This window comes from Nocardia sp. NPDC057353 (assembly GCF_042667085.1).
GTDB lineage: Bacteria > Actinomycetota > Actinomycetes > Mycobacteriales > Mycobacteriaceae > Nocardia.
This window is the reverse complement of sequence record NZ_JBHVAK010000032.1, coordinates 51,409-73,955: the sequence shown is the minus strand read 5'-3', so window position 1 is coordinate 73,955 and position 22,547 is coordinate 51,409. Positions and strand designations below refer to the sequence as shown.

Here is a 22,547-nt window from a genome sequence, read left to right as displayed (position 1 = left end):
GTGCGGCGCTGGTGTTCTCGCTATGGGGAGATGGGCGCGCCCCGGATCGGGCGCGGGTTCGACAGCGACCGGACGCCCGCTGGACCGCTGGTGACGGTGGCCGGAGCGGGCCCGGGGCACGATCGGTACCGGCGCGGCGGCGGATCGGCACCGCCGCGCGCGGTGTGGCGCGCGCCCGCGTCCGGCTCGTCGAGCCGCGCGGGCGGCGGGATCACGGCGTCAGGCAGGTGGCGGCGATCCGCCAGAAGGTGTCCGGCTGCAGTGCCTCGACATCCCAGTCGTCGGACAGCGCGTGCGCGGTGTTGACGATGCGGTCGATGTCGAAGTCGGCGCGGGTGGCCGCCCCGGTGGATTCGACCGCGTGGATGACGTAGGCGGTCGCGGACTCCCGCGTGCCGATCATCGCTGCCTGTTGCCCGTACCGGGCCGAGAAAGTGCTCATGATCAAACCGTTCGCCGGCCCGTCGGCCAGTGCGATCCCGGCGGCGCCGTCGCGATCGCCGTGTAGTGGTGGATTCATTCGATTAACCCCTTACCTCCGACGACAGTGAACACCCGGCAACAATCGCCGGCCACTCCCTGCCGTGGCCTCCCTGTGTTCCCCTGTCGAGCGTTGCGCGACCGAGTTTAGGGCGACGCGCCTTTCAAATGCAAGCACATCTGTACATCCGCTTGAGTGTCGGAAAAACCGGCCAAAACGTTACGGACCAGTAATTTCGCGTGGTAATGGGGGGTCGGGGAGTCAGTTTTCAGCGGGCATCCGGGGGCTGCACTGCGAGTCTTTCACATCTGCGATTACGGCGCAGCAACCGTTCCGCGCCGGAAAATTTCCGGCAGCGCGCGCTACCGAGTGCTATTTCCGCCAGCCGCAGCCGGTTCGAGCTGAGCGGCCTCCGAGAATGGGGGAATTCGGACGCATGACCAGTTAACCGTGGCAACTGCTATCCGGTATCGGTGTGCGGGGTGCCGGGTGCGCGCCCAGCGCAATTGTCCGAAAAGGCGGTAGGTGTTTCCGCTTTATTTGCCGGGAGAAAGCCGGGCGCGCACCGATGGCTATTTTGGAGTTACCAGGGCGTGGTGATCGCCGCCACTACCGGAGTTTCTCCCGCGACCACCTCGAGCGTCGCGCCCGCCGTTTCCGGGGCGTCCAGCAGCGCCACCAGAACCGCCGCTACGTCGGCCCGCGGGATGTCCGAGCGGCCCACCCGCGCCCCGAGCGTGACCGCGCCGGTGGCCGGGTCGTCGGTCAGCCTGCCCGGCCGCAGCACGGTCCAGTCCAGGTCGCGGCCGCGCAGGTCCTCCTCGGCCTGGGTCTTGGCGTCCAGGTAGGCGCGCCACACCTCGTCGGTGCCGTCGGGGGCGGGCTCACCCGCGCCCATGGATGAGATCTGCAGGAAGCGGCGCACCCCTGCGGCCTCGGCGGCGGTGGCGGCGAGCACCGAGCCGTCGCGGTCCACCGTGTACTTGCGCGCGGCCCCGCTGCCCGCGCCCGCGCCCGCCGCGAAGACGACGGCGTCGGCGCCCTCCAGCACCGCCGCGAGCTGGTCGACGCTGCTGTGCTCGACATCGAGCAGGACCGCCCGCGCGCCCGCCGCGGCCACGTCGGCCTCGTGCTCCGGATTCCGGATCAGCGCCACCGGCTCGTCGCCGCGCTCGCTGAGCAGCCCCGCCAGCAGCAGGGCGATCTTGCCGTGTCCACCCACCAGGACGACACGCATGGTGATCTCCTTCCGGTTTCGCCTCGCCCGGCGCCGGAGATCAGCGCTCCGGTCCGCCGGGATTACAGGCCGCCTGCACCACTGCGTCGTACCCGACGGCCGGACGCCAGGGTTCCAGATTCCAGCTCGGCTTGTTCGGCGCCGCCAGCCGCGCCCACACCCAGTGGCAGCGGAACTGGTCGTACATGCCGGGGGTGTCGGCGTCCTCGGCGGCGGTGAGCACCTCCAGCCAGGCGCGGTTCTCCGCACCGGGGAAGGGGGTGCGGCGCCCGGCCTCGGTGGGGAAGACGAGCAGCCGGGCCCCGTCCTGGCCGGTGGTCCACTCGGTGCGCTCGATGAGCGGCTGCCCGGCGTACGGGTCGACGGTGGGCAGCCCGGCCGGGGTGAGTTCGGCGGGCGGCGGCGGCGTGGTGGTGGTGATCGGCGTGGTGGTGGTCGTGGTGGGGGCGGCGACGGATTCGTTCCCGCCGCAGCCCGCTGTGAGCAGGACACCCGCTGCGGCCAGCGCCATCCCCACTTTCCGTCCACCCCTCGATACCCGACTGATCACGCTCCGGTTCCCTCCCGCTCGGCGATCTTTCGAGCCTAGCGGGTGCGGGGTCAGTGCCAGAGCGAGCGGCAGGGGAGCCTGCGCAGCTCGGGGCGGACCTTGCCGTCCACGGTCACCGTGAGCCCGGCCTGCACCGCGGCGGAGGTGAACTCCCAGGCCTCGGTGTGCGTGGCGGCGTACTCCAGGACCAGCAGGTCGTCCGGGCTCGGGCCGTCGAAGTAGACGGTGATCCGGCGGGTGGGAACCTCCTCGGTTCCGACGAGTGGGTAGCGGGTCGTGCTCGTGACCGTGCTGTCCATGACGCCGTCTCCTTCCCGGCGCCGGATACGACGCCGATACTCGACGGTAAATCCAGCACCATGGCCGGGAACATGTTCCGCGCCGTCGCTTGGACAACTCACAGCCCCTCCCGGAACGGGTCGGGCCTTCTCACGAGGGAGACCAGCGCGGACACGCGCCCGGTTCACAGCGAAATCACTCGTGCGTTGTGACGTGTCGGTATGTTGTCATCGCGCTGGTCGGAGGGGGTTCTTTGCGAACAATGATGGTCGCTAGCTCATAGGTAGGGGAAGGCAGGAGCCGTGGGTCGTACGCGGTTCGCTCGGCGGGGAATCCGAAGACGGGCGGTGCTGCTCGCCGCCGCCGCGCTCGGGCTGATATCCACCGCCGCGCCCGGTGCGGCCGCACCGCTCTACCCGGAGCCCGACCCCGACCCCTTCTACTCCGCCCCGGCCGACATCGCCGAGCTGGCGCCGGGCGAGGTGATCGCGGTGCGGGCGATGCCGCCGCTGCCCGCCTTCCCGGAGACCGCGGTCACCGTGGTGCGCTTCCGCTCCACCGGCTCCGAGGGCGCGCCGATCGCCGCCACCACCACCGTGCTCACCCCGCGCGGGCACCGGCCGGACGGGCCGCTGCTCTCCTACCAGCACATCATCAACGGCCTCGGCGCCGAGTGCGCGGTCTCCCGGGTGCTCTACACCGCGGACCCGGAGCTGACCGTGCGCGAGGCGCCCGCGCTGAACATCGCGCTGGCCAGGGGCTGGAGCGTCGCGCTGCCGGACCACCTCGGGCCGAACTTCGCCTACGGCGCCGCCAGGCTCGGCGGCACCATCACCCTGGACGGCATCCGCGCCGTCCGGCAGGTCGGCGAGCTCGGCCTCGCGGGCGCACCGGTGACCATGGCGGGGTACTCCGGCGGCGGCATGGCCACCGCATGGGCGGCCGCGCTGGCGCCGCGCTACGCGCCGGAGCTGGCGATCGCGGGGGCGGCGATCGGCGGGGTGCCGATGAACCTGGTGGCGATGATGGAGCAGCTCGGCTTCGCCGCGCACCCGGTCTTCGGGCTCGCGCTGGCCGCCGGGCTCGGGCTGGAGCGCGAGTACCCGGAGCGCTTCCCGCTCAGCGAGCAGCTCAACGAGCGCGGCCTCGCGGTGCGCGCGGTCATGGCCAACAGCTGCACCAACGGCATCATCGCCGCGGCCGCGGGCCGCGGCGTCATGGACTTCGCGCGCACCACATCGATGATCGGCAACCCCGAGGCCCGCGCGGTGGTCGAGGAGAACAGCCTCGAGCTCTACGACGGCGTGCCGAGCACGCCGATCTACGAGTGGCACTCGCCGATCGACGGGCTGATCCCGGTGGACGCCATCGTGCGGACGAACCAGCGCTGGTGCGCCGCGGGCGCCGCGGTGCAGGCCGAGCTGACCCCGGTGCCGGATCACCTCACCGCCGCGGTGCTCGGGGTGCCCGGTGCCTTCGCCTGGCTGGAGGGGCGGTTCCGGGGCGATCCGGCGCCGAGCAACTGCTGAGGCGTGACAAACGGGTCGCGGGACGGTCTCGGCGGCATGTTTCCGATTGCGAATCGGTACCGCGCCCCCAACGGAACGAATACCCGCACCTGCGAGCAACCCCCGTCCCCCACACTGATCTCCCTGGCCTCGGTGCCGGAGGGGGGATTTCGGGGGCCGGAGTCCGCACATCTCCGGTGCCCTGGCAACGCCACCGCACCCGGGGATGTGTGCCATGCGATTCCGTGCCACCGTCGTGACGCTGCTGCTCTTCCTTCCGATCGCCGCGGCTCCGGCCGTGCTCGCGGAACCGGTTGCGCCGCAGCCGGTTCCGCCCGTGCTGAACCTGCCGGGGTTACCGCCGATCCCACTGCCCGCGCTGCCGACGCCGCCCGCACCCACACCCGCTCCGTTCCCGCTGCCCGCTCCTGCACCCGCTCCCGAGCCCGCTCCCGCGGCGGGGATCCCGCTGCCACCGCTGCCTCCGCTGCACGAACTGGTCGACGCGGTGGTGCCCGCGCCGCCGATCCCGGTGCTGCCCGCCCCCGCCGCGGGGGTCGAGGTGCCCGACCTGGCACCGGACCTCGCCGCCTTCCGGCAGGCGGTGCTGCCCGCCGCCACCGGTGACCCGCTCTTCGACCGGTGGCCGCTCGACCTGGCCGACCGGCTGCCCGGCGAGGTACTGGAGATCCGCGACATCACCGCGTCGGCGGCGCCGCTGATCCTGGTGCCGATCCGGCAGGCCACGCTGCTCAAGTTCCGCACCACCGACGCGCACGGCGCGCCCTCCTTCGCCACCGCGACGCTGGTGGTGCCCGCCGCGCCGTGGACCGGGGCGGGGCCGCGGCCGGTGCTGGTGAACAACCTGCCGATCGACGCGCTCGGCAAGCGCTGCACCCCCGGCTACACCATGGCGCACGGCCTCTCGTTCGACACCAACGTCACCGACTTCGTCCCGCCGACCACCGCGCTTGCCGCCGCCCGCGGCTACGCGGTGCTCATCCCGGACCACGAGGGGCCGTGGATGGCCTACGCCGAACCGGTGGTCGCCGGGCACGCCGTGCTCGACGCCGTCCGGGCCGCGCGCGGCTGGAACCACGGGGAGTTCGCGGCGAGCCGCTACGCCATGACCGGCTACTCCGGCGGCGCGATCGCCACCCACGGCGCGGTGAAGATGCTGCCCGGCTACGCCCCCGAGCTCGCGGGGTCGGTGGTCGGCGCCGCGCTCGGCGGGGTGCCCGCCGACTTCGAGATCCTGGCCCGCAGCATGAACGCCAACCTGGCCTCCGGGGTGTTCATGGGCGCGATCCTCGCCATCGGCCGCGAGCGCCCGGAGATCCTGGACCGGGTCAACAACCTGGGCCGCTGGGTGGCGCTCTCGCCGATCAAGGACGAGTGCATCGGGGTCTTCGCGCTGCCGGGGCTGCTGCAGCTCTCGGTCGACGTGGCCGCCGACATGGCGAACCCGCTCGGCTCCGAGCTGGCCGCGGAGATCTACGAGGTGACCAGGATGTCCGGCATCCGCTCGCCGGTCCCGCTCTACATCTACAACGGCGACCAGGAGTTCTGGATCCCGGCCGAGGGCGCCCGCAACCTGTATCGCGAGCAGTGCGCGCTGGGGGCCAACGCGGTGTACCGCGGGGTGCTCGGCGAGCACATCATCGGCGCGGCGACCGGCTACCCGGAGGCGGTGCGCTGGCTGGACCTGCGGCTGCGCGGGGTCCCGGCGCGCTCGGAGTGCTGATGTGAGGGTTCGGTGCGCACCGGCGGTCGCCGTTGTCGGCAGGCACAGAAAACGCGGCGGCGCCGGGAGGTCGGGCGCGGATGCCGGTACCGTGGGCCGCTCCGGTCGCACCCGGCGGGCGGAGGTCGCGGAGAAAGCAGCAGATGAACGACAGCACCATCGTCGCCTCCGACCAGGCGAAGGCCCTGGTCGGCTCCCATTTCCGACTCGCGGACCACTTCGAGGTCGGGCGCGAGAAGATCCGCGAGTTCGCCAGGGCGGTGCAGGACCAGCACCCGGCGCACCGGAGCGACGAGGCCGCCGCGGAGCTGGGGTACAAGGGCGTCATCGCCCCGCTGACCTTCCCCGCCATCGTGTGGATGCTCATGCAGCGCGCGCTCTTCGACTCGGTGCTCACCGGCTACGACATCAGCCAGATGCTGCAGACCGAGCAGCGCATCCGGATGCACCGGCCGCTGGTCGCGGGCGACGTGCTCGGCTGCGACGCCTGGTTCGAGTCGTTCCGGCAGTTCGGCGACAAGGACTTCCTGGTCAGCCGGAACGTGCTCACCGACGCCGAGGGGCACGTGCTGCAGACCGCGCACACCACGGTGGTCGCGCAGACCGGCCCGGCGAGGGTGCCCGGCTTCGCCGACGCGGTGGACGGCGTGATCATGACCGGCACCTCGCTCACCGCCCGCACCGGCGCGGGGGATGGCGGCGCCGAGCCGGGCCTCGTCGCGGTCACCGACGAGCCGGATCCCGCGCCGGGGGTGGACGAGTCCGCGGTGCGCATTCCGCGCACCCGCCTCGCCTTCGAGGAGCTGCGGGTCGGCGACGAGCTGCCCGCGCGCTCCTACCCGCTCTCCCGGGGCGACCTGGTGAACTACGCGGGCGTCTCCGGCGACACCAACCCGATCCACTTCAGCGACGAGATCGCCGCGGCCATCGGGCTGCCGGACGTGGTCGCGCACGGCCTGCTCACCATGGGGCTCGGCGCGGGCTACCTCACCGCGTGGCTCGGCGACCCGGCCGCCGTCGTCGAGTACGGCGTCCGGTTCAGCGGGTTCGCCCCGGTGGCGGCGGCGCGCGCGGCGTCGGTGGAGTTCACCGGCCGGGTCAGGGCGCTCGACCCGGTGCGCCGCTCGGCCACCCTGAGCATCGGCGCCACCTGCGGCGGCACCAAGCTCTTCGGCAGGGCGAGCGCGGAGGTGCTGCTGCGCTGAGCGTCACGGCAGCGCGGGGGCGAGCACCGCGGCGGCGCGGTGGGCGAGCTCGCACGGCGCGCCGAGCTCGGGGCCGGAGGGGCGGGTGTCGATGCGCAGCCGGACCGCGCCGCCGCTCGCCGCTGGCAGCTGCAGGGTGCAGTCGAAGGCCCCCTCGGTGAACCGGGTGGCGGGCTCGCCCGCGACGGTGTCCGGCGTGCCGGGCAGGTCGCCCGCGGGCTCGTCGGCGGCGTGCACGCGCAGCGCGGTGGTGCCGTCGCTCCAGCCGCAGCCCGCCCAGCCGCCCGCGGGGGACTGCGCGGTGTCGGCGCGCCTGCTGGCCGGGTCGAAGCCCGCCGCGCGGATGAGCTCGGCGGGCAGCGCCAGGCACGGGTCCCAGGCGACCGCCGCGCGGGCCGAGGTGGTGCCTGCCGGGGCGGGTGCGCCGGAATCGTCTGCGCCGCAGGCGGTCAGCACGAGGGCCGCCGCGGCGAGCAGCGCGGCGGCGAGGGCGGGGCGGGGAGAGCGACGCACGGGCTACCTGACTGCCGGGGAAGGGGAACCGGGCCGACAGTAGTGCCGGGCGGAACGGATTCGGCGGGGTTGCGGTGGGTCTGGAGGATGCCCAGTGCGGTCGGGCCCGCGGTGCCGATCGGTCACAAAAGCCAGGCCGGGGCGATTTCCGTTTGGATGAGCGATTGTGTTGCGGCGGTGCGGATTTCGATGTGCGCACAGATGCAAGTACAGATGTGCGGTCCTCGATAAACCGGCGCTGGTGATCGTGGATTCATGTCGGACTCACATGGCAGTATCGGTCCATGCGAGCCTCGCAACGACGACTCTCCTCCGTGCGGAACAGCGAAATGCGGTACCCAGAAGTGCAGTCTTCAGACGAATCGCCCGATCCGGTTCCGGCGCGCGGGGGTGAGGGTGGTCCGACGGCGCTGCGGATGGTGCTCGGGGCCCGGCTCCGCAGGCTCAGGGAGGCCTGCGGCATCACCAGGGAGGGCGCGGGCGAGGCGATCCGCGGCTCGCACTCCAAGATCAGCCGATTGGAGCTGGGCCGCACCGGGTTTCGCGAGCGCGACCTGAACGACCTGCTCGCGCTGTACGGCGTCACCGACCCGGAGGAGTGCCGCGAGTACCTGGAGTTGGCCAGGCAGGCCAACGCCTCGGGGTGGTGGCACCGGGACAACGACTGGCTGCCCAAGTGGTTCGACACCTACCTCGGGCTGGAGAACGCGGCGCGGCTGATCCGCGGCTTCGAGCCGCGCGTCGTGCCCGACCTGCTGCAGACCCCCGAGTACGCCCGCGCGCTGATCGCGCTCGCGCACCCGGGCGAGAGCGAGGACGTGATCGAGCGCCGGGTCGCGCTACGCATGCGCCGCCAGGAGATCTTGGACCGCGCGGAGCCGCCGCAGCTCTGGCTGGTGGTCGAGGAGGCGGCGCTGCGCCGCCCGATCGGCGGTTCGGCGATCTGGCAGGCCCAGCTGGACCACCTGGAGCGGATGGCCGCGCGGCCCGACATCACGGTGCAGGTGATCGCCGACCACGTGGGCGGCCCGGCCGTGGCCGAGGGTGGCTTCACCGTGCTCCGCTTCGCCGAGTCCGACCTGCCCGACATCGTCTACCTGCAGCAGCTGACCAGCGCGCTCTACCTGGACAAGCGCGCCGACGTCGACGCCTACCTGGCCGTAGCGAACCAGCTCTCGGTGCACGCCGCGCCGCCGGAGTACACCCCCGGCCTGCTCGCCGCGCTGCGCAGGCGGCAGCCGGAGATCATGGACCGCCCGGCCGGGGAGCCGTAGTCGTACCGAATACGAAATAGCCGCTCGCTTCGCGTTCGCAAAGCGAAGTACTCGGGCTCGATCCGCATGTGGCGTCCGGCGAGCGGTAGCCGTTGATCATCGCCTCCCCTCGCTGCGCGCATGCCCGGCGGGGCTTCGGAAAGCGAGGTCGCGATGAGTTGGACAGCACTGCACGACAGCACCACCGCGCGCCGCAGCAACCGCGGCACCGACAGCTACGACGGCATCGAGCCGCTGCTGGAGAAACTCGCCGCCATGGACGCCGGTGACCCCGCCCGGCCCCGGCTGCGCGAGGAGGTCATGCGCCGCTGCCTCCCGCTGGCCGACCACATCGCCCGCCGCTTCACCGGCCGCGGCGAAACCTACGACGACCTGCACCAGAGCGCCTCGCTCGGGCTCGTCCTCGCGGTCGACCGCTACGACCCGGCCCGCGGCACCTCCTTCGTCGCCTTCGCGGTGCCCACCGTGATGGGCGAGGTGCGCAGGCACTTCCGCGACCGCACCTGGGCGGTCCGGGTGCCGCGCCGGGTCAAGGAGACCCAGCTCGCCATCGGGCCGACCATCGAGAAGCTGTGCCAGGAGAGCGGCCGCATGCCGACCGCCGTGGAGATCGCGGTGGCGCTGAACCTGGACCTGATCGAGGTGACCCAGGCGCTGCTCGCGGGCAACGCCTACCGCACGAATTCGCTGGCCGCCGCCGCCGAGGACGAGGAGGGCGGCGGGATCGCGGCCCAGATCGGCGAGCGGCTCGGCGAGACCGACCCCGGCTACGGGATCTGCGACGACGCGCTCGCCGTCGCCCCGCTGCTGCGCGAGCTGAGCGAGCGGGACCAGCTGGTGCTGCGGCTGCGCTTCTTCGAGAACTACACCCAGTCGCAGATCGCCGCCGAGCTCGGCGTCTCACAGATGCACATCTCCCGCATCCTCTCCCGCACGCTGGCCAGGCTGCGCGAACGCGCGCTGCGCGACTGAACCGGCTGTTTGTGCCCGGAGTGCGGGGGTACCGGCGCGCGGTGGGAGACCCGGACGCGGCACGAGGTTCGGCCGCGAACGGGTATTCGGCGGTGCCTGCGCCCGGCGGCCGGGGGCAGGTGCTGCTGGAGACCGACGACCCCGCGGTCGCCGAGGCCGAGCTGAGTAGGCTCTACGGCCCGGTTCGGCTCGGCGCCGCCCAGCCGCGGCTGCCGATCCGGGTGGCGCACCGGGAGATCGGCCCCATCGACTACAGCGCGGTGCGGATCGGCGGTGATCTCGGCTACGACGCGGAGCCCTCCGGCCGCTGGACCGTCCTCGTGCTGCGCTCCGGCGTGCTGGAGCCGCGGTTCGGCGCCGCCGGGCCGCGCCGGATCAACCCGGGGCAGGTGGTGGCGATGGAGCCGCCGGAACGGCCCGCGTCCGGGGTGATCCGGCACGCGAGCTGGCAGCAGGTGCGGCTGCGCCCGGCGACGCTGGCCGCGGCCGACGACCGCGGCGGGCGGGGGGAGCCGCCCCGGCTCGGCGGGCACGACCCGGTCAGCGGGCAGGCGGCGGCGCGGCTGATCGCGGTGCTCGAGCACATCGGCGGGAGCGCCGACTTCCTGGCCGGGTCGGCCCGGCTCGCCGAGGCGGCCGTGCACTACCTGGCCGCGGTCGTGCTGGAGACCTTCCCGCCCGCCGCCGCGCGCCCGCCCGCCGCCGACGCGCACCCGGAGACCGTGCGCCGCGCCATCGCCTACATGGACCGCCATGCTCGCGAGGACATCTCGCTGGCCGACATCGCCGCCGCCGCGTACGTCTCGATCCGCGGGGTGCAGCTGGCCTTCCGCAGGCACCTGAACACCACCCCGGTGCACCACCTGCGCCGCATCCGCCTGGCGGGGGCGCACGGCGACCTGGTCGCGGCCGACCCGGACTCCGGCCGCACCGTCGGCGCGATCGCCGCGGCGTGGGGCTTCTCCAACCCGGGCCGGTTCGCCATCGCCTACCGGCACCTCTACGGCTGCAGCCCGAGCACGACGCTCAACCGCCGAATTCCGTGAATCCGTCGTTTGGAACCGCTGCCACCGGGGTAGCTGCGCGATCGCTGGATCGGACGAGGGACGGAGGAGCGGGTGCCGGTGGAATGGCTGGTGTCGGCGGTGGAGCGGTTCGGATTCGCGCGCGGTCAGGTGGTGCGCGAGATCGGGTACGCCGAGGACGCCGACCGCGAGCTGCGCGGGCGGGTGGAGGCGATCACCGGCCGTGTGCTGACCGGGCCCGGCGGCACCCGCTGCCCGGACGGGCTGCTGGTCTGGCTGCGCGCCGACGGCACCGACCCGGTCGAGCTGCTGCTCGGCTGCGGCGAGGCGATGACCCCGCGCACCCGGCTCTGGGTGCTCACCCCGAAGGTCGACCGCCCCGGCCACCTCGATCCGCTCGCCGTGGTCGACGCCGCCGGGCGCGCCGGGCTGAACTGGGTGGGCCGGGTGGACGTCTTCGACGACTGGAACGCCACCGGGCTGCGGCTGTTCCGCAGGCAGCGCTGATCAGTCGCGCAGGGCGCGGGCGCGCAGCGCGGCCAGGGTGCGGGAGAGGATCCGGGAGATGTGCATCTGCGAGACGCCGAACTCCGCGGCGATCTGCGCCTGCGTCCGGTTCTCGAAGAACCGCAGGTACAGCACGCGGCGGTCGCGCTCGGAGAGCCTGCGCAGCAGCGGGGCGACGGCGAGCGCGTCGTCGCAGAGCTCGTAGGAGGGGTCGGTGGCGCCGAGCGCCTCGGTGACCTGCGCCGAGACCGGCCCGCTCTCGTCGTCGACCGCCGAGTCGATCGGGTTGGTGCGGTAGGCATTGCCTGCCAGTAGCGCCTGGGTGACCTCGATCAGGTCCAGCTCCAGCTCGACGGCGATCTCGACGGCGGTCGGCATCCGGCCCGTGCGCTGGCTCAGCTGCTCCACCACCGGCCCGATGGCGAGCTGGGTCTCCTTGACCCGGCGCGGCACCCGGACCGCCCAGGTGCGGTCGCGGAAGTGCCTGCGCACCTCGCCCATGATGGTCGGCACCGCGAAGGCGAGGAAGCTGGTGCCGCGGGCGGGGTCGTAGCGGTCGACCGCGAGGACGAGGCCGAGCGAGGCGCTCTGGTGCAGGTCGTCGTAGGTTTCGCCGCGGCCGGTGAAGCGGCGGGCGATGTGGTCGGCCAGGGGCAGGCAGCGGCGCAGGCACAGCTCGCGCAGCGGCCCCCGGCGCGGGTCGTGGGCGGCCAACTCGGCGAGCTCGGCCAGCAGCGGCTCGATGCCGTCGTAGCTGTCGTGCCCGCGGTTCGCCCTGCGCGCGGCGGCGACCGGGCCGGGATGGGTCGGGAGCGTCATGGCGAACTCGCTTTCGGTGCCTGGCGCCGGGGCGCGGGGTGCGAGCGGTGTGCTCTGCCTACCGCCGCGCAGGCTCCGCGCGGGCGGGCCACGCCGATCCATTTCGCGATGCGTCGTCGCCGAGGAGCGATCTGTTCGTTTTCGGTATCGAACGCCACCGGCGGCTCGTTTGCCGGAACGTCGCGGGGGTAGCGCGGGCACCGAGAGGGAGGTGAGCGGTGATGCGGCGGCACGGGACGGTCCGGCGGGCGAGGTGGTGGTGCACGACCCGGGTCGTGGTCACCCGGATCCCGTGCGCGCGCCGTCGATCTCGGGAGCGCGCGGTCGCCGCCCCGGCCCGCACCGGGCTGCCGCACACCCCGAACGCCGGGGGCTGGTGCGAACGCGGTCTGCGGTACTGAGCTACCGCGCCGTGCTGGTCCAGCGGGCCAGCACCACCGTGGCGTCGTCCTGCAGCGCACCGCGCTGGTGCGCGAGCACCGCACGGATCAGCCTGCGCGCGGTCTCCGGCGGCGGATGCCCGGAGGCGGCCTCCCGGCGCAGGAAGTCGGCCAGCCTGGCCGCGCCGAAGAACTCGCCGGTGTTGTCCCGCGCCTCCACCAGGCCGTCGGTGTAGAGCACCAGCCAATCCTCCGGCTGCAGGATCTCCTCGCCGACGGTGAGGTCACCGGTGCCGAGCCCGAACGGCAGCCGCTTCCCGGCGGCCAGCGGCTTGACGATCTTGCCGTCGCGCATGATCAGCGGCTCCGGGTGCCCGGCGTTGACGTAGCGCAGCCTGCCGGTCCGCAGGTCCAGCTCGGCCAGCACCGCGGTGGCGAACAGCGAGCCGCCGAACTGCCGCTCCAGCGTCTCGTCGATCAGCCTGGCCTGCTCGAACAGCCCGTGCCCCGCGTGCCGGGCCGCGCGGTAGGCGGCCACCGCGGAGGCGGCGATCAACCCGCTGCGCGGGTCGTGACCCACCGCGTCCAGGATGAGCAGCTGGGCGGTGGTGTCGGAGAGCGCGTAGTCGAAGGCGTCGCCGTTGAGGTCGGCGCGCGGCTCCAGCACGCCGGTGACGACGAAGTTGTCCACGCCCGCGGTGAGCGGCGGCAGCAGCGACCAGATCAGCTCGGCGGCGGGGGTGCGCGGGGCGCCGTGCCTGACCCGCTGCAGCGCGTCGCCGTAGCCGCTCAGCCCGGTCACCAGGTGGCCGAGCAGCCGGGCGACCCACCGGCACTGGGTGCGCAGCGCGGGGTCGTACACGTCGTCGCCGTCGTCCAGGCGGACGTCGAGCACGCCGAGCCGCTCGGTGCCGTCCAGCAGCGGCACCCAGAGCCGCGGCTTCTCGCCGGACTCCGACGGCAGGATCCGCACCGTGCGGAAGGCCCGGCCGGCCAGCGTGGTGTCCACGTCGATGGGGGTCCGCGGGGCGTCCGGTGCCGCGGTCACCGGGCGCAGGAAACGCTGTCCGTAGTCGACCAGGTAGACCGTCATGTGCACGCCGAGCGCCCGGCCCGCGGCGTCCACGATGCCGGGCAGCCGATCCGGAGCGGTCCGGTGCGTGCCGTCGATCAGCTCGACCAGCGCGGCCAGCGGGGCGCTGGTGGGTTCGGCATCGCGCGGGGTGCGGCTGTAGGCCGCGCGCAGCGACCAGCTCCGCTGTTCGATCCGCTCGTTGACCACGTGCGCGAGGATGTCGCGGTCGAGCGCGGGCAGCTCGCCGAGGCCGTGCGCGTAGGCGTCCACCTCGAGGAAGCCTGCGTCACCGCCCATCGAGAAGTAGCCGAGCCAGAGGTCCTCCGTGCTCAGCTCCGTGCCCCGCATGGCCTGGGTCAGGCTGTGTCGCTGGGCCCTGGCGCGGGCGGCGTCGGGTCGGTCGTCCATCGCCGATCACCGATGCCTGCGCGCCGTCGAGGCCGCCAGCCGCTCGGCGACCTGCAGCACGGTGAGCCGTTGCCGCCGGGCGGAGTTCGCCAGGATCAGGAACGCCGACCGCTCGTCCACCCCGTCCCTGGCCATGACGATGCCCTTGGCCAGCGCCACCAGCTCCCGGCTGCGCAGGCTCTCCGCGATCCTGGCGCTGACCCGTTCGGCGTCGGTGGCGGCGGCCCGGTGTGCGAGCAGCATCGCCGCCTGCGCGGCGAACATGGTCACGATGTGTTCTTCGCGCGGCCCGTAGGCGAACGCTTCGGTGGCGTAGACCTTCACCGCGCCGAGCGCGCTGCTGCCGGTGACCAGCGGCGCGCTCAGCGAGGAGCGCAGCCCCAGCTCGGCGGCGCTGCGCGCCCACACCGGCCAGCGTTCGTCGGCGTCGAGGTCGTCGATCCGGACCACGATGCGGTCGGCCCACGCGGTCAGGCAGGGGCCCGCGCCGAGTTCGTACTGCATGGCGTCGGCGCGCAGCACCACCTCGTCGGTGGCGGCGGCGGATACCCGGTCGCCCGCGACGTCGAGCAGCGACAGCCCGGCGCCCGCGGTGTGCGGCACCATCTCCGCCGCGAGCGCCGTGATCATGGACTGCGCGGTCTCGACCGCCTCGACGGTCAGGAACAGCCCGGACATGCGGGCGAAGGCGGCCGCGATCTGCTCGGCCGCGGGCCCGGCGTCCACCGCGCGCTCGCGGTCCGGATTCTCCGGCGACATGGTCGCTGCTCCTCCCGTCGGAATGGCAGGAGCGTTTCTACCCCGCTGCCGCCACTGTCAATCCCGGCAGAGAATTCAACACGCGCCTACGGGCGGGCGGCATGGCAGGGGCGGGATCAGCCGCGCAGCGTGCGTACCGGGGACACGCCGTAGCGCTGCTGGTAGGCGGCGGCGAAGCGGCCGGGGCTGGAGAAACCCCAGTGCAGCGCGATTCCGGCGACGGTCTGGCCGTCGCCCGCGATGGCGGCGAGCAGGTCGGAATGGGCGCGCCCGAGCCGGATCTCGCGCAGGTAGCCGAGCGGGGTGGTGTCGTGGTGGGTGCGGAAGGCGTACTGCAGCGCGCGCGGGGTGACCCCGGCCGCGGCCGCGATGTCGGCCACGGTGACCGGCTCCGCCGCGTGCGCGTGCAGGTAGTCGGTCGCCCGGCCGAGCGCGGTGTCCGAGGCGGCTCCCGGGTCGGGCGGGGACGCGGTCATGGTGGTGTTCGGGAAGACCGTCAGCGCGGAAGCGGCGAGCGCGGCGGCGAATTCGGTGGCGACCAGGGCATTGCCGAGAACCGATTCGGTGGCGAAGAGCTCGCGGCAGACCGTGTGGAACAGCCCGTTCCACCACCGGGAGGCCGACTCCGAGACCGGCTGGAACGCGAGGAAGCGGAAGTCGGCGGCGTCGGTGCCGAGCTCCGCGGCCGCCTCCAGCACCGGGGCCAGCGGGAGCCGCAGGCCGGGCATCTCGATCTGCTCGGCGTCGAACCGCAGCTCGGTGCCGAGCGGGAAGAGCGCCGCGGGCCCGCCCGCGTACTGCCGGATCTCCCGGTCGGCGCCGCTGATGGTCAGCCGCCCCGCGGTGAGCCGGGTGACGAACAGGTAGTCCAACGGCTCGGTGTCCACCCGGTAGCCCATGGTGGAGCTGATCGAGTCGGTGGCGAGCCGCGCATTGCTCGCGGTGGCGACGGCGACGGCGGCGTCCGGGCCCACCTCGTGGAAGCGGGTGCGGTTGCCCACGTAGAGCTGCTCGAACACCGCTGTGGCCGCGTCGGCATCGGTGGAGCGGAACTCCGCGCGCCGGATCGGCAGCGCTGCCGGTGTGACCACGAGCGTTCTCCTGCCCTGTACCGATTGCGAGCACGGACAGGACCACCGTACTCCGCTCGGCCACGGTATATCCCGGACCGACCGGCCGAATCGCGAAGCGGGGGACCGATCGGGGCGGGAACCGACGGGCCGTTCTTCGGCGCCTGCCACCGGCGCGGCTCCGGGCTGGGGCGCGCCGCGCGAATGCCCCGCGCCGCCGCCGCTACACCCGCCGCTTTCCTTGTTTCTCCGGGGTGGCGGGAGGTAGCCGCGCCTTCGAAACGACCCGTCGTGCGAAGGGAAGGTCCCCCGTGTTCCGTCATACCGACCATCTGCAGTTCGATGCCAAGCCCGAGAAGCCGGACCCGGTGTACGCGCGCAAGCTCCAGGAGTTGATCGGGGGCGCGTACGGCGAGATGACGGTGACGATGCAGTACCTGTTCCAGGGCTGGAACTGTCGCATGCCCGGCAAGTACAAAGATCTGATCATGGACATCGCGACCGAGGAGATCGGTCACGTGGAGATGATCGCGACCATGGTCGCCCGGCTGCTGGAGGGCGCCCCGGCCACGCACTCCACCGAGGCCGCGGCGGGCGACCCGGTCGTCGCGGCGGTGCTCGCGGGCATGGATCCCCAGCAGGCCATCGTCTCCGGCGGCGGCCCGACGCTGGCCGATTCCAACGGTGTTCCGTGGAACGGCCGGTTCATCGTGGCGAGCGGGAACCTGCTGGCCGACTTCCGGGCGAACGTGGCGGCGGAGTCGCACGGCCGGTTGCAGACCGCGCGGCTGTACAACATGACCGACGACCCGGGCGTGAAGGACATGCTCCGGTTCAACCTCGCCCGCGACACCTACCACCAGAACATGTGGCTGGCCGCGATCGAGGAGCTGAAGGCCGACGGGGTCGAGGAGGTGGTCACTCCCGCGGCGCTGCAGGACGAGGAGTACACCGAGCACGCCGAGACGCTCTGGCACCTCTCCGACGGCACCGCGTCGGACCAGGGCCGCTGGGCGTTCGGCACCGCGCCGGACGGCAAGCACACCAACCGCTTCCTGGCCGACCCGCAGCCGCTGGGGGAGAAGGGGTCGGCACCCGCGCCGGATCCGCTGCTGTACGCCACCTACGACGGGTCGATGGGCAAGCCGCGCTCGACGGCGCTCGGCACCGAGGGCGGGCTGGTCGGCAAGATCAAGGACACCCTGGATCCGACCAAGCCCTGATCAGCGCGCGCTGATGCCGTGCGTGAGGATCGAGGCGAGCTCGCGGTAGGCGGCCGCGTCGTCCAGCCCGGTACCCGCCCGGACGCCGCCCTGCTGGATCCGCACCATCATGGTCGCGGCCAACTCGGCGGCGAACGCGGCGTGCACGCCGCGGAATTCGCCGGTGGCGACGCCCGCGTCGATGAGTTCCTGCACCCGCCGCGCGGCGATCCCGGTATTGCGCTCGTACACCGCGCGGGCCGGGGCGAAGGCGTCCAGGTCGGCCATGAACCGCTCCGAGGCCGCCGCGAGCGCCGCGCCGACCGCGGTCAGGTAGGCGGCGATCCGTTCGCGCGGTCCATCGGTCCGGGCTACGCTCGCCTCGACGGCGTCGGTCGCGCGCTTGAAGAAGTGCACCGTCGCCGCGGTGACCAGCTGCTCCTTGCTGCCCGCGAGGGTGTAGAGCGTCGACTTGGAGCAGCGCAGCCTGGCCGCGATGGCGTCCAGGGTGAGGTGCGCGAAGCCCTCGGCGAGGAACAGCGCGAGCAGCTCGTCGAAGAGTTCGGTGCGGCGGGCCGTCGCGAAGGCCGTCGGCTGGTCCATGAGGGAATAGTACTGCGCGGCTTCTTGCAGTACTGTCCGCATCGACAGTACTCTCGACTGTTATCGAGTACTGGTACCCGTATCGAGTTCGAGGAGAGCCCGTGGCCGTCGACCGACTCCTGCCCACCGATGAGGCGCGCGACCTGATCGGGCTCACCCGCGACCTCGCGGACAAGGTGCTCGCCCCGATCGCCGACGAGCACGAGAAGGCCGAGACCTACCCCGACGGCGTCTTCGCCACCCTCGGCGCGGCCGGGCTGCTCAGCCTGCCGTACCCGGAGGAGTGGGGCGGCGGCGGCCAGCCCTACGAGGTCTACCTGCAGGTACTCGAGGAGCTGGCCGCGCGCTGGGCCGCGGTGGCGGTCGCGGTGAGCGTGCACAGCCTGGCCTGCCACCCGCTGCTCGCCTTCGGCACCGAGGAGCAGAAGCAGCGCTGGCTGCCGGAGATGCTCGGCGGGAACACGATCGGCGCCTACAGCCTCTCCGAGCCGCAGGCCGGGTCGGACGCCGCCGCGTTGGCCTGCAGGGCGGTCCCGGAGGACGGCGGCTACCGGGTCACCGGCGCCAAGGCCTGGATCACGCACGGCGGCATCGCCGACTTCTACAACCTCTTCGCCCGCACCGGCGATGGCTCCAAGGGCATCTCCTGCTTCCTGGTGCCCGGCGAGCTGGAGGGGCTGAGCTTCGGCAGGCCGGAGGAGAAGATGGGGCTGCACGCCGTTCCCACCACCTCCGCGCACTACGACGGCGCCTTCCTCCCGGCCGAGCGCCGGATCGGTGCCGAGGGCCAAGGGCTGCAGATCGCCTTCAGCGCACTGGATTCCGGGCGGCTCGGGATCGCCGCGGTGGCGGTCGGGCTGGCCCAGGCCGCGCTGGACGAGGCGGTTTCGTACGCGCAGGAGCGAACGGCGTTCGGCCGCAGGATCATCGACCACCAGGGGCTCGGCTTTCTGCTCGCCGACATGGCCGCCGCGGTGGACTCCGCGCGCGCCACCTACCTCGACGCCGCCCGCCGCCGCGACGCCGGGCTCGCCTACTCCCGGCACGCCTCGGTGGCCAAGCTGGTCGCCACCGATGCCGCCATGCAGGTCACCACCGACGCGGTGCAGGTGCTCGGCGGCTACGGCTACACCCGCGACTTCCGGGTCGAGCGGTACATGCGCGAGGCCAAGATCACCCAGATCTTCGAGGGCACCAACCAGATCCAGCGGCTGGTGATCAGCAGGCACCTCGCGGGCTAGGGTGGCTCGTGCGCTTCGCCACCTGGAACGTCCTGCACCGCGTGCACGCCGAGAACTGGTACGAGGAGGTCGCGGTCCGCTGGCCGGACGAGGCCGCCAGGATCGCCGCCGTCGCCGAGCGGGTGGCCGAGCTGGACGCGGCGGTGATCGCGCTGCAGGAGGTCAGCGGTGACCAGCTGGTGGCGCTGCGCGCGGTCGCGGGCGAGCGCACGGTGCACACCCTGCGCTATCCGCGGGTGCCGCGGCCGAAGCGGGTGCCGACCGTGCTCCGCGAGCGGGACGAGTACCTGGTGGTCCTGGCCGGGCCGGAGAGCGTCCCGGTGTTCGGCGCGGCGTTCGGCGACGACCCGGGCAAGGGCGCGCTGGTGGTGCGGGCCGGGGAGTTCACCGTGGTCGCCACGCATGTGACCGGTGACCGGCGCGGCTCGGGCCAGCTGGCGGCCCTCGCCGACCTCGCCGAAGGTGGGCCCGCGGTGCTGCTCGGCGACTTCAACGCCGACCGGGCGACGGTCGCCGCCGGGCTGGGCCCGAAGTTCGCCGTCGCCGAGCTCCCGCCGGAACGCCCGACCCGCCCGCGCACCGGCGCCGGAAAGTCGCAGTTCATCGACCACATCGTCACGCGCGGGGCGGTCGCGGCCGCGGTGCGGGTGCTCGACGGGGGCGGCCTGAGCGACCACAACCCGGTGTGCGGCACCGTCAGCGCAGGGTAGCCGCGTAGCCGAGGATGGCGGCCTGGGCGGTGTGCCAGGCGAGCGAGGTGGTGTCGATGAAGTCGGCGTGCCCGGCGCCGTGCAGGATGCGCAGCGCGGTGCGCTCGCCCGCGCGCTCCGCGGCGGCGATGTAGCGGCGGCTCTGCTCCGGCGAGACCACCCGGTCGGCGTCGCCGTGCACCGCGGTGACGGCGACCCCGGTCGGCAGGTGCTCGATGGGGGAGGAGAAGTGGTAGCGGCCAGGCACCTCGTCCGGCGCGCCGCCGAGCAGGCCGCGCACGAAGCGGTCGCGGCCGTTGTGCACCGCGAACTCCAGGTCGAGCACGGCGGCCATCAGGGTGGCGCTGCGCACCCTGACCGCGGGGTCGACCGGCTGCCCGGCCACCCAGGCCGCCAGGTGCCCGCCCGCCGAGTGCCCGGCCAGGTGCACCCGGCCCAGGTCGAGCAGCCCGCCGACCCGGTCGTGCACCGGCCCGGCCAGCGCGTTCACCGCGTCCCGCACGTCGTGCAGCGTGGTGGGCCAGCCGCCCGCGCCGCCCACCCGCCGGTACTCCACGTTCCACACCGCGACCCCGTGCGCGGCCAGCGCCACCGCCTGCGGCGCCGCCTCGGTGCGGTTGCGGTACTGCGACCAGCCGCCGCCGTGCACCAGCACCACCACCGGGAACGGCTCGCGGCCGGTGGCGGGCAGGTACAGCTCGCCGAAGGTGTCGGCCGCCGGGCCGTAGTCGATGCGCAGCGGGGCGCCGCCCGCGGCGGAGCCGAGCCCGGCCGCCGCGGGCGCCGCCGGCTCGTTCGGGCCGTAGCCGATCACCAGCGCGGCCACGGTGAGCAGCGCGCCGACCAGTACGCGCCGGTACCGCACGCTCACCACCAGTTCAGCACCGGCTGCAGCTCCCGGCCGAGCGGGCCCGCCAGCGATCGCGAGTAGCTCGAGGTCAGGTGGTGCTCGTCGTGGTAGACGAGCACATTGCCCTCCACCACCGCGCACACCTCGGGCTCGCAGACCGCGTCGGTGAGGTCGATAGGGAAGACCGCCGGGTAGTGCGAGGCCGGTTCGAGCAGCGGGTTCACCGCGTCCAGGGCGGCGCCGCGCGGCATGCCGCAGCTCAGCCGGTCGCCGCCGCCCGCGAGGCAGTCCACCGCCTTGTAGCGGACGGCGTCGCGGCGCAGCCACGGGGTGTCGCGGATGGTGATGGTGCGCAGCCCGCGGTCGGAGAGCGCCGACCAGACGTCCAGGTACTCGGTCGGGGTCTCGTCGCCGAGGTCGGCGCGCGGGCGGGTGCCGGTGGTGAAGACCCAGTCCGGGGCCTCGGCGCCGAGCCGGTCGATCACCTCGCGCGACCAGTCCCGGCAGTCGGGAATCGGCTCGCCCTTGTAGGTGACGTTGTCGTCGAGTGTGAGCGGGCAGCCCATCTTCAGGTACACCTGGATCCGGAAGGAGTGCTCGGCGGCGAGCACCTGCAGCGCGGGCAGCCAGTGCTCGGCGTGCGAGCTGCCGACCACCGCCATGGTGCGCCCGGCGTCGGGGTCGCCGTAGACGCAGCTGACCACCTCGCGGGTGTCCCAGTCCGCGATGCAGCCGTCGTGCGTGGGCGGCGGCGCGTCGGCGGCCGCCTCCAGCAGGGTCGGGCGCATCCGCATCTGCGGGACCGCCGCGCCCGCGACCAGCGCCTCGGCGCCCGGGTAGAGCCGCTCGTCCAGCGCCGCCACCGCCGAGGCGGGGTGCAGCCGGTCGGTGACCACCAGCCAGCCGCCGCTCGCCACCAGCACCACCCCCGCCAGCGCCAGCACCCCGGCGCGCGCCCCGGGCTGCGTCGCCGCCGGGGCGGCCGCACCACGCTCACGCGCCGCCGGGGCGGCGGCGGCCCGCTCGCGCAGCGGCTCCTCGATCCACCGGTGCGTGGCCCAGGCCAGCAGCAGCGAGACCCCGATGATGACCAGCCCGTCGCCGAACCCGGCCCGCGGCTGCCCGCGGTCGGCCAGGTAGAAGATGAGGACCGGCCAGTGCCACAGGTACAGCGGGTACGCGATGTCGCCGAGCCACCGCGCGGTGCGCGTGGCCAGCAGCCGGTTCGGCCACGGCCGCTCCGGCGCCGCGAGGCCGTTGCCCGCGATGATCACCGCGGCCGCCGCGCCCACCGGGAGCAGCGCGGCCGGGCCGGGGAAGCGGTTCGCGCCGTCCAGGATCAGCCAGCCGCAGCCGACGACCCCGAGCACCCCGGCCACCGCCAGCACCGAGCGCAGCAGCCGCGGCGGCGTCAGCACCGGGGCCAGCAGGATCAGCGCGGCGCCCGCGCACAGCTCCCAGCCGCGGGCCAGGCTGTCGTAGTAGTTCCAGCCCTGCGCGGTCGCCGCGCCGCGGGTGGCGTGCAGCAGCGAGGCCAGGGTGAGTACCGCGACGATGCCGAGCAGCGCGCCGCGCACCAGCGCCGCGCCGCCCCGGCGCCGCGCCACCCAGGCCACCGCGACCACCGTCACCAGCGCGGCCAGGTAGAACTGGCCCTGCACCGCCATCGACCACAGGTGCTGCAGCGGGCTCACCGACGGGTCGGCGGCGAGGTAGTCCGACCAGGACCAGGCCAGCTGCCAGTTCTGGTAGTAGAGGAGCGAGGCGAGGGTCTGCGCCGCCAGCGTCGACCACTGGGTGTACGGCCGCAGCGCCACGGTGGCGACCACGACCGCCGCCAGCACCACCACCAGCGCGGGCAGCAGCCGCCACGCGGTGCGGCGCAGGATCGCGCCCGCCCCCATCGGCTCCGGCCGCTCCGCGCGGCGCAGCAGCAGCCCGGTGAAGAAGAACCCGGACAGCACCAGGAACACGTCGACCCCGCCGGAGACCCGGCCGAACCACACGTGGAACACCACGACCAGCGCGATCGCGACGCCGCGCAGCCCGTCCAGATCCTCCCGGTACCCGGCCCTGCGCGCCGCGGGCGCAGGCGCGGCACCGGTCAGCGCCGGTGGCTCCTGGCGTGTGCTCAC

Annotated in this window: 22 protein-coding genes; 10 read left to right on the top strand and 12 right to left on the bottom strand. The window is 73.5% G+C overall.

What is annotated here, in order from left to right:
* Positions 1-211 precede the first annotated feature (211 nt).
* The 4 genes from ACFUUZ_RS18485 to ACFUUZ_RS18470 all read right to left on the bottom strand — a co-directional run bounded on the left by ACFUUZ_RS18485 (position 212) and on the right by ACFUUZ_RS18470 (position 2,567).
* Entirely contained in the window at positions 212-442 is a 231-nt protein-coding gene (locus ACFUUZ_RS18485) for a hypothetical protein (RefSeq protein WP_378697667.1), read from the bottom strand.
* Positions 443-1,064: 622 nt separating this feature from the next.
* Positions 1,065-1,718 carry an NAD(P)H-binding protein gene (locus ACFUUZ_RS18480; protein WP_378697665.1) on the bottom strand — a complete coding sequence of 218 codons (654 nt, stop codon included), beginning with the start codon at positions 1,716-1,718 and terminating at the stop codon, positions 1,065-1,067.
* A 40-nt stretch (positions 1,719-1,758) separates the two neighbouring features.
* Positions 1,759-2,229, bottom strand: coding sequence for a DUF2599 domain-containing protein (locus ACFUUZ_RS18475; protein ID WP_378697663.1), 471 nt, complete (start codon positions 2,227-2,229; stop codon positions 1,759-1,761).
* 89 nt (positions 2,230-2,318) lie between these two features.
* Entirely contained in the window at positions 2,319-2,567 is a 249-nt protein-coding gene (locus ACFUUZ_RS18470) for a hypothetical protein (protein ID WP_378697661.1), read from the bottom strand.
* Between the two features lie 330 nt (positions 2,568-2,897).
* Here ACFUUZ_RS18470 and ACFUUZ_RS18465 point away from each other — a divergent pair, with 330 nt between their 5' ends.
* The 3 genes from ACFUUZ_RS18465 (at position 2,898) to ACFUUZ_RS18455 (ending at position 7,004) form a co-directional block, all read left to right on the top strand.
* Positions 2,898-4,076, top strand: coding sequence for a lipase family protein (locus ACFUUZ_RS18465; protein WP_378697675.1), 1,179 nt, complete (start codon positions 2,898-2,900; stop codon positions 4,074-4,076).
* A gap of 214 nt (positions 4,077-4,290) precedes the next feature.
* Positions 4,291-5,799, top strand: coding sequence for a lipase family protein (locus tag ACFUUZ_RS18460; protein ID WP_378697659.1), 1,509 nt, complete (start codon positions 4,291-4,293; stop codon positions 5,797-5,799).
* 143 nt (positions 5,800-5,942) lie between these two features.
* The gene (locus tag ACFUUZ_RS18455) at positions 5,943-7,004 is read left to right on the top strand and encodes a fused (3R)-hydroxyacyl-ACP dehydratase subunits HadA/HadB (protein WP_378697657.1); all 1,062 of its coding nucleotides are present in this window, start codon (positions 5,943-5,945) and stop codon (positions 7,002-7,004) included.
* A gap of 3 nt (positions 7,005-7,007) precedes the next feature.
* Here the strand turns inward: ACFUUZ_RS18455 and ACFUUZ_RS18450 are convergent, their stop codons facing one another.
* Positions 7,008-7,517: a DUF3558 family protein gene (locus ACFUUZ_RS18450; RefSeq protein ID WP_378697654.1), complete on the bottom strand. Its 510-nt coding sequence runs from the start codon at positions 7,515-7,517 to the stop codon at positions 7,008-7,010.
* 416 nt (positions 7,518-7,933) lie between these two features.
* Between ACFUUZ_RS18450 and ACFUUZ_RS18445 the strand changes: the two genes are divergently transcribed.
* From ACFUUZ_RS18445 to ACFUUZ_RS18430, 4 genes are all read left to right on the top strand, one after another.
* Positions 7,934-8,791, top strand: a complete 858-nt coding sequence (locus ACFUUZ_RS18445; protein WP_378697652.1) for a helix-turn-helix domain-containing protein — start codon at positions 7,934-7,936, stop codon at positions 8,789-8,791.
* A gap of 153 nt (positions 8,792-8,944) precedes the next feature.
* Positions 8,945-9,763 (top strand): SigB/SigF/SigG family RNA polymerase sigma factor, encoded by an 819-nt coding sequence (locus ACFUUZ_RS18440; RefSeq protein ID WP_378697649.1) that lies wholly within the window; start codon positions 8,945-8,947, stop codon positions 9,761-9,763.
* A 41-nt stretch (positions 9,764-9,804) separates the two neighbouring features.
* Positions 9,805-10,809 (top strand): helix-turn-helix transcriptional regulator, encoded by a 1,005-nt coding sequence (locus tag ACFUUZ_RS18435; protein WP_378697647.1) that lies wholly within the window; start codon positions 9,805-9,807, stop codon positions 10,807-10,809.
* Between the two features lie 72 nt (positions 10,810-10,881).
* Entirely contained in the window at positions 10,882-11,295 is a 414-nt protein-coding gene (locus ACFUUZ_RS18430; RefSeq protein WP_378697644.1) for a DUF3052 family protein, read from the top strand.
* On the opposite strand, the gene ACFUUZ_RS18425 is transcribed toward ACFUUZ_RS18430, so the two are convergent.
* The 4 genes from ACFUUZ_RS18425 to ACFUUZ_RS18410 all read right to left on the bottom strand — a co-directional run bounded on the left by ACFUUZ_RS18425 (position 11,296) and on the right by ACFUUZ_RS18410 (position 15,827).
* Positions 11,296-12,114 carry a SigB/SigF/SigG family RNA polymerase sigma factor gene (locus ACFUUZ_RS18425; protein ID WP_378697642.1) on the bottom strand — a complete coding sequence of 273 codons (819 nt, stop codon included), beginning with the start codon at positions 12,112-12,114 and terminating at the stop codon, positions 11,296-11,298.
* Positions 12,115-12,516: 402 nt separating this feature from the next.
* On the bottom strand, positions 12,517-13,977 hold the full coding sequence (locus ACFUUZ_RS18420) for a PP2C family protein-serine/threonine phosphatase (RefSeq protein ID WP_378697640.1): 1,461 nt from the start codon (positions 13,975-13,977) through the stop codon (positions 12,517-12,519).
* 6 nt (positions 13,978-13,983) lie between these two features.
* The gene (locus ACFUUZ_RS18415; RefSeq protein ID WP_378697638.1) at positions 13,984-14,736 is read right to left on the bottom strand and encodes a GAF and ANTAR domain-containing protein; all 753 of its coding nucleotides are present in this window, start codon (positions 14,734-14,736) and stop codon (positions 13,984-13,986) included.
* 116 nt (positions 14,737-14,852) lie between these two features.
* Positions 14,853-15,827, bottom strand: a complete 975-nt coding sequence (locus ACFUUZ_RS18410) for a helix-turn-helix transcriptional regulator (RefSeq protein WP_378697636.1) — start codon at positions 15,825-15,827, stop codon at positions 14,853-14,855.
* A 290-nt stretch (positions 15,828-16,117) separates the two neighbouring features.
* On the opposite strand from ACFUUZ_RS18410, the gene ACFUUZ_RS18405 reads away from it, so the two are divergent.
* Positions 16,118-17,029 (top strand): manganese catalase family protein, encoded by a 912-nt coding sequence (locus ACFUUZ_RS18405; RefSeq protein ID WP_378697634.1) that lies wholly within the window; start codon positions 16,118-16,120, stop codon positions 17,027-17,029.
* Here ACFUUZ_RS18405 and ACFUUZ_RS18400 read toward each other — a convergent pair whose 3' ends face one another.
* Entirely contained in the window at positions 17,030-17,611 is a 582-nt protein-coding gene (locus ACFUUZ_RS18400; protein ID WP_378697632.1) for a TetR/AcrR family transcriptional regulator, read from the bottom strand.
* Positions 17,612-17,712: 101 nt separating this feature from the next.
* Here ACFUUZ_RS18400 and ACFUUZ_RS18395 point away from each other — a divergent pair, with 101 nt between their 5' ends.
* Positions 17,713-18,852, top strand: a complete 1,140-nt coding sequence (locus ACFUUZ_RS18395; protein WP_378697630.1) for an acyl-CoA dehydrogenase family protein — start codon at positions 17,713-17,715, stop codon at positions 18,850-18,852.
* Positions 18,853-18,860: 8 nt separating this feature from the next.
* Positions 18,861-19,562, top strand: a complete 702-nt coding sequence (locus ACFUUZ_RS18390) for an endonuclease/exonuclease/phosphatase family protein (RefSeq protein WP_378697628.1) — start codon at positions 18,861-18,863, stop codon at positions 19,560-19,562.
* Here the strand turns inward: ACFUUZ_RS18390 and ACFUUZ_RS18385 are convergent.
* Together ACFUUZ_RS18385 and ACFUUZ_RS18380 are read right to left on the bottom strand one after the other, a co-directional pair.
* Positions 19,549-20,427: an alpha/beta hydrolase gene (locus ACFUUZ_RS18385; RefSeq protein WP_378697626.1), complete on the bottom strand. Its 879-nt coding sequence runs from the start codon at positions 20,425-20,427 to the stop codon at positions 19,549-19,551. The genes ACFUUZ_RS18390 and ACFUUZ_RS18385 overlap by 14 nt on opposite strands.
* A gap of 2 nt (positions 20,428-20,429) precedes the next feature.
* The gene (locus tag ACFUUZ_RS18380) at positions 20,430-22,547 is read right to left on the bottom strand and encodes an acyltransferase family protein (protein WP_378697624.1); all 2,118 of its coding nucleotides are present in this window, start codon (positions 22,545-22,547) and stop codon (positions 20,430-20,432) included.

What these genes read in the sequence shown, in the direction of transcription:
- ACFUUZ_RS18475 (WP_378697663.1), bottom strand. Translation starts at nt 2,229, where the DNA reads ATGGCGCTGGCCGCAGCGGGTGTCCTGCTCACAGCGGGCTGCGGCGGG.
- ACFUUZ_RS18425 (WP_378697642.1), bottom strand. Translation starts at nt 12,114, where the DNA reads ATGACGCTCCCGACCCATCCCGGCCCGGTCGCCGCCGCGCGCAGGGCG.
- ACFUUZ_RS18455 (WP_378697657.1), top strand. Translation starts at nt 5,943, where the DNA reads ATGAACGACAGCACCATCGTCGCCTCCGACCAGGCGAAGGCCCTGGTC.
- ACFUUZ_RS18460 (WP_378697659.1), top strand. Translation starts at nt 4,291, where the DNA reads ATGCGATTCCGTGCCACCGTCGTGACGCTGCTGCTCTTCCTTCCGATC.
- ACFUUZ_RS18440 (WP_378697649.1), top strand. Translation starts at nt 8,945, where the DNA reads ATGAGTTGGACAGCACTGCACGACAGCACCACCGCGCGCCGCAGCAAC.
- ACFUUZ_RS18445 (WP_378697652.1), top strand. Translation starts at nt 7,934, where the DNA reads ATGGTGCTCGGGGCCCGGCTCCGCAGGCTCAGGGAGGCCTGCGGCATC.
- ACFUUZ_RS18400 (WP_378697632.1), bottom strand. Translation starts at nt 17,611, where the DNA reads ATGGACCAGCCGACGGCCTTCGCGACGGCCCGCCGCACCGAACTCTTC.
- ACFUUZ_RS18485 (WP_378697667.1), bottom strand. Translation starts at nt 442, where the DNA reads ATGAGCACTTTCTCGGCCCGGTACGGGCAACAGGCAGCGATGATCGGC.
- ACFUUZ_RS18415 (WP_378697638.1), bottom strand. Translation starts at nt 14,736, where the DNA reads ATGTCGCCGGAGAATCCGGACCGCGAGCGCGCGGTGGACGCCGGGCCC.
- ACFUUZ_RS18420 (WP_378697640.1), bottom strand. Translation starts at nt 13,977, where the DNA reads ATGGACGACCGACCCGACGCCGCCCGCGCCAGGGCCCAGCGACACAGC.
- ACFUUZ_RS18480 (WP_378697665.1), bottom strand. Translation starts at nt 1,718, where the DNA reads ATGCGTGTCGTCCTGGTGGGTGGACACGGCAAGATCGCCCTGCTGCTG.
- ACFUUZ_RS18470 (WP_378697661.1), bottom strand. Translation starts at nt 2,567, where the DNA reads ATGGACAGCACGGTCACGAGCACGACCCGCTACCCACTCGTCGGAACC.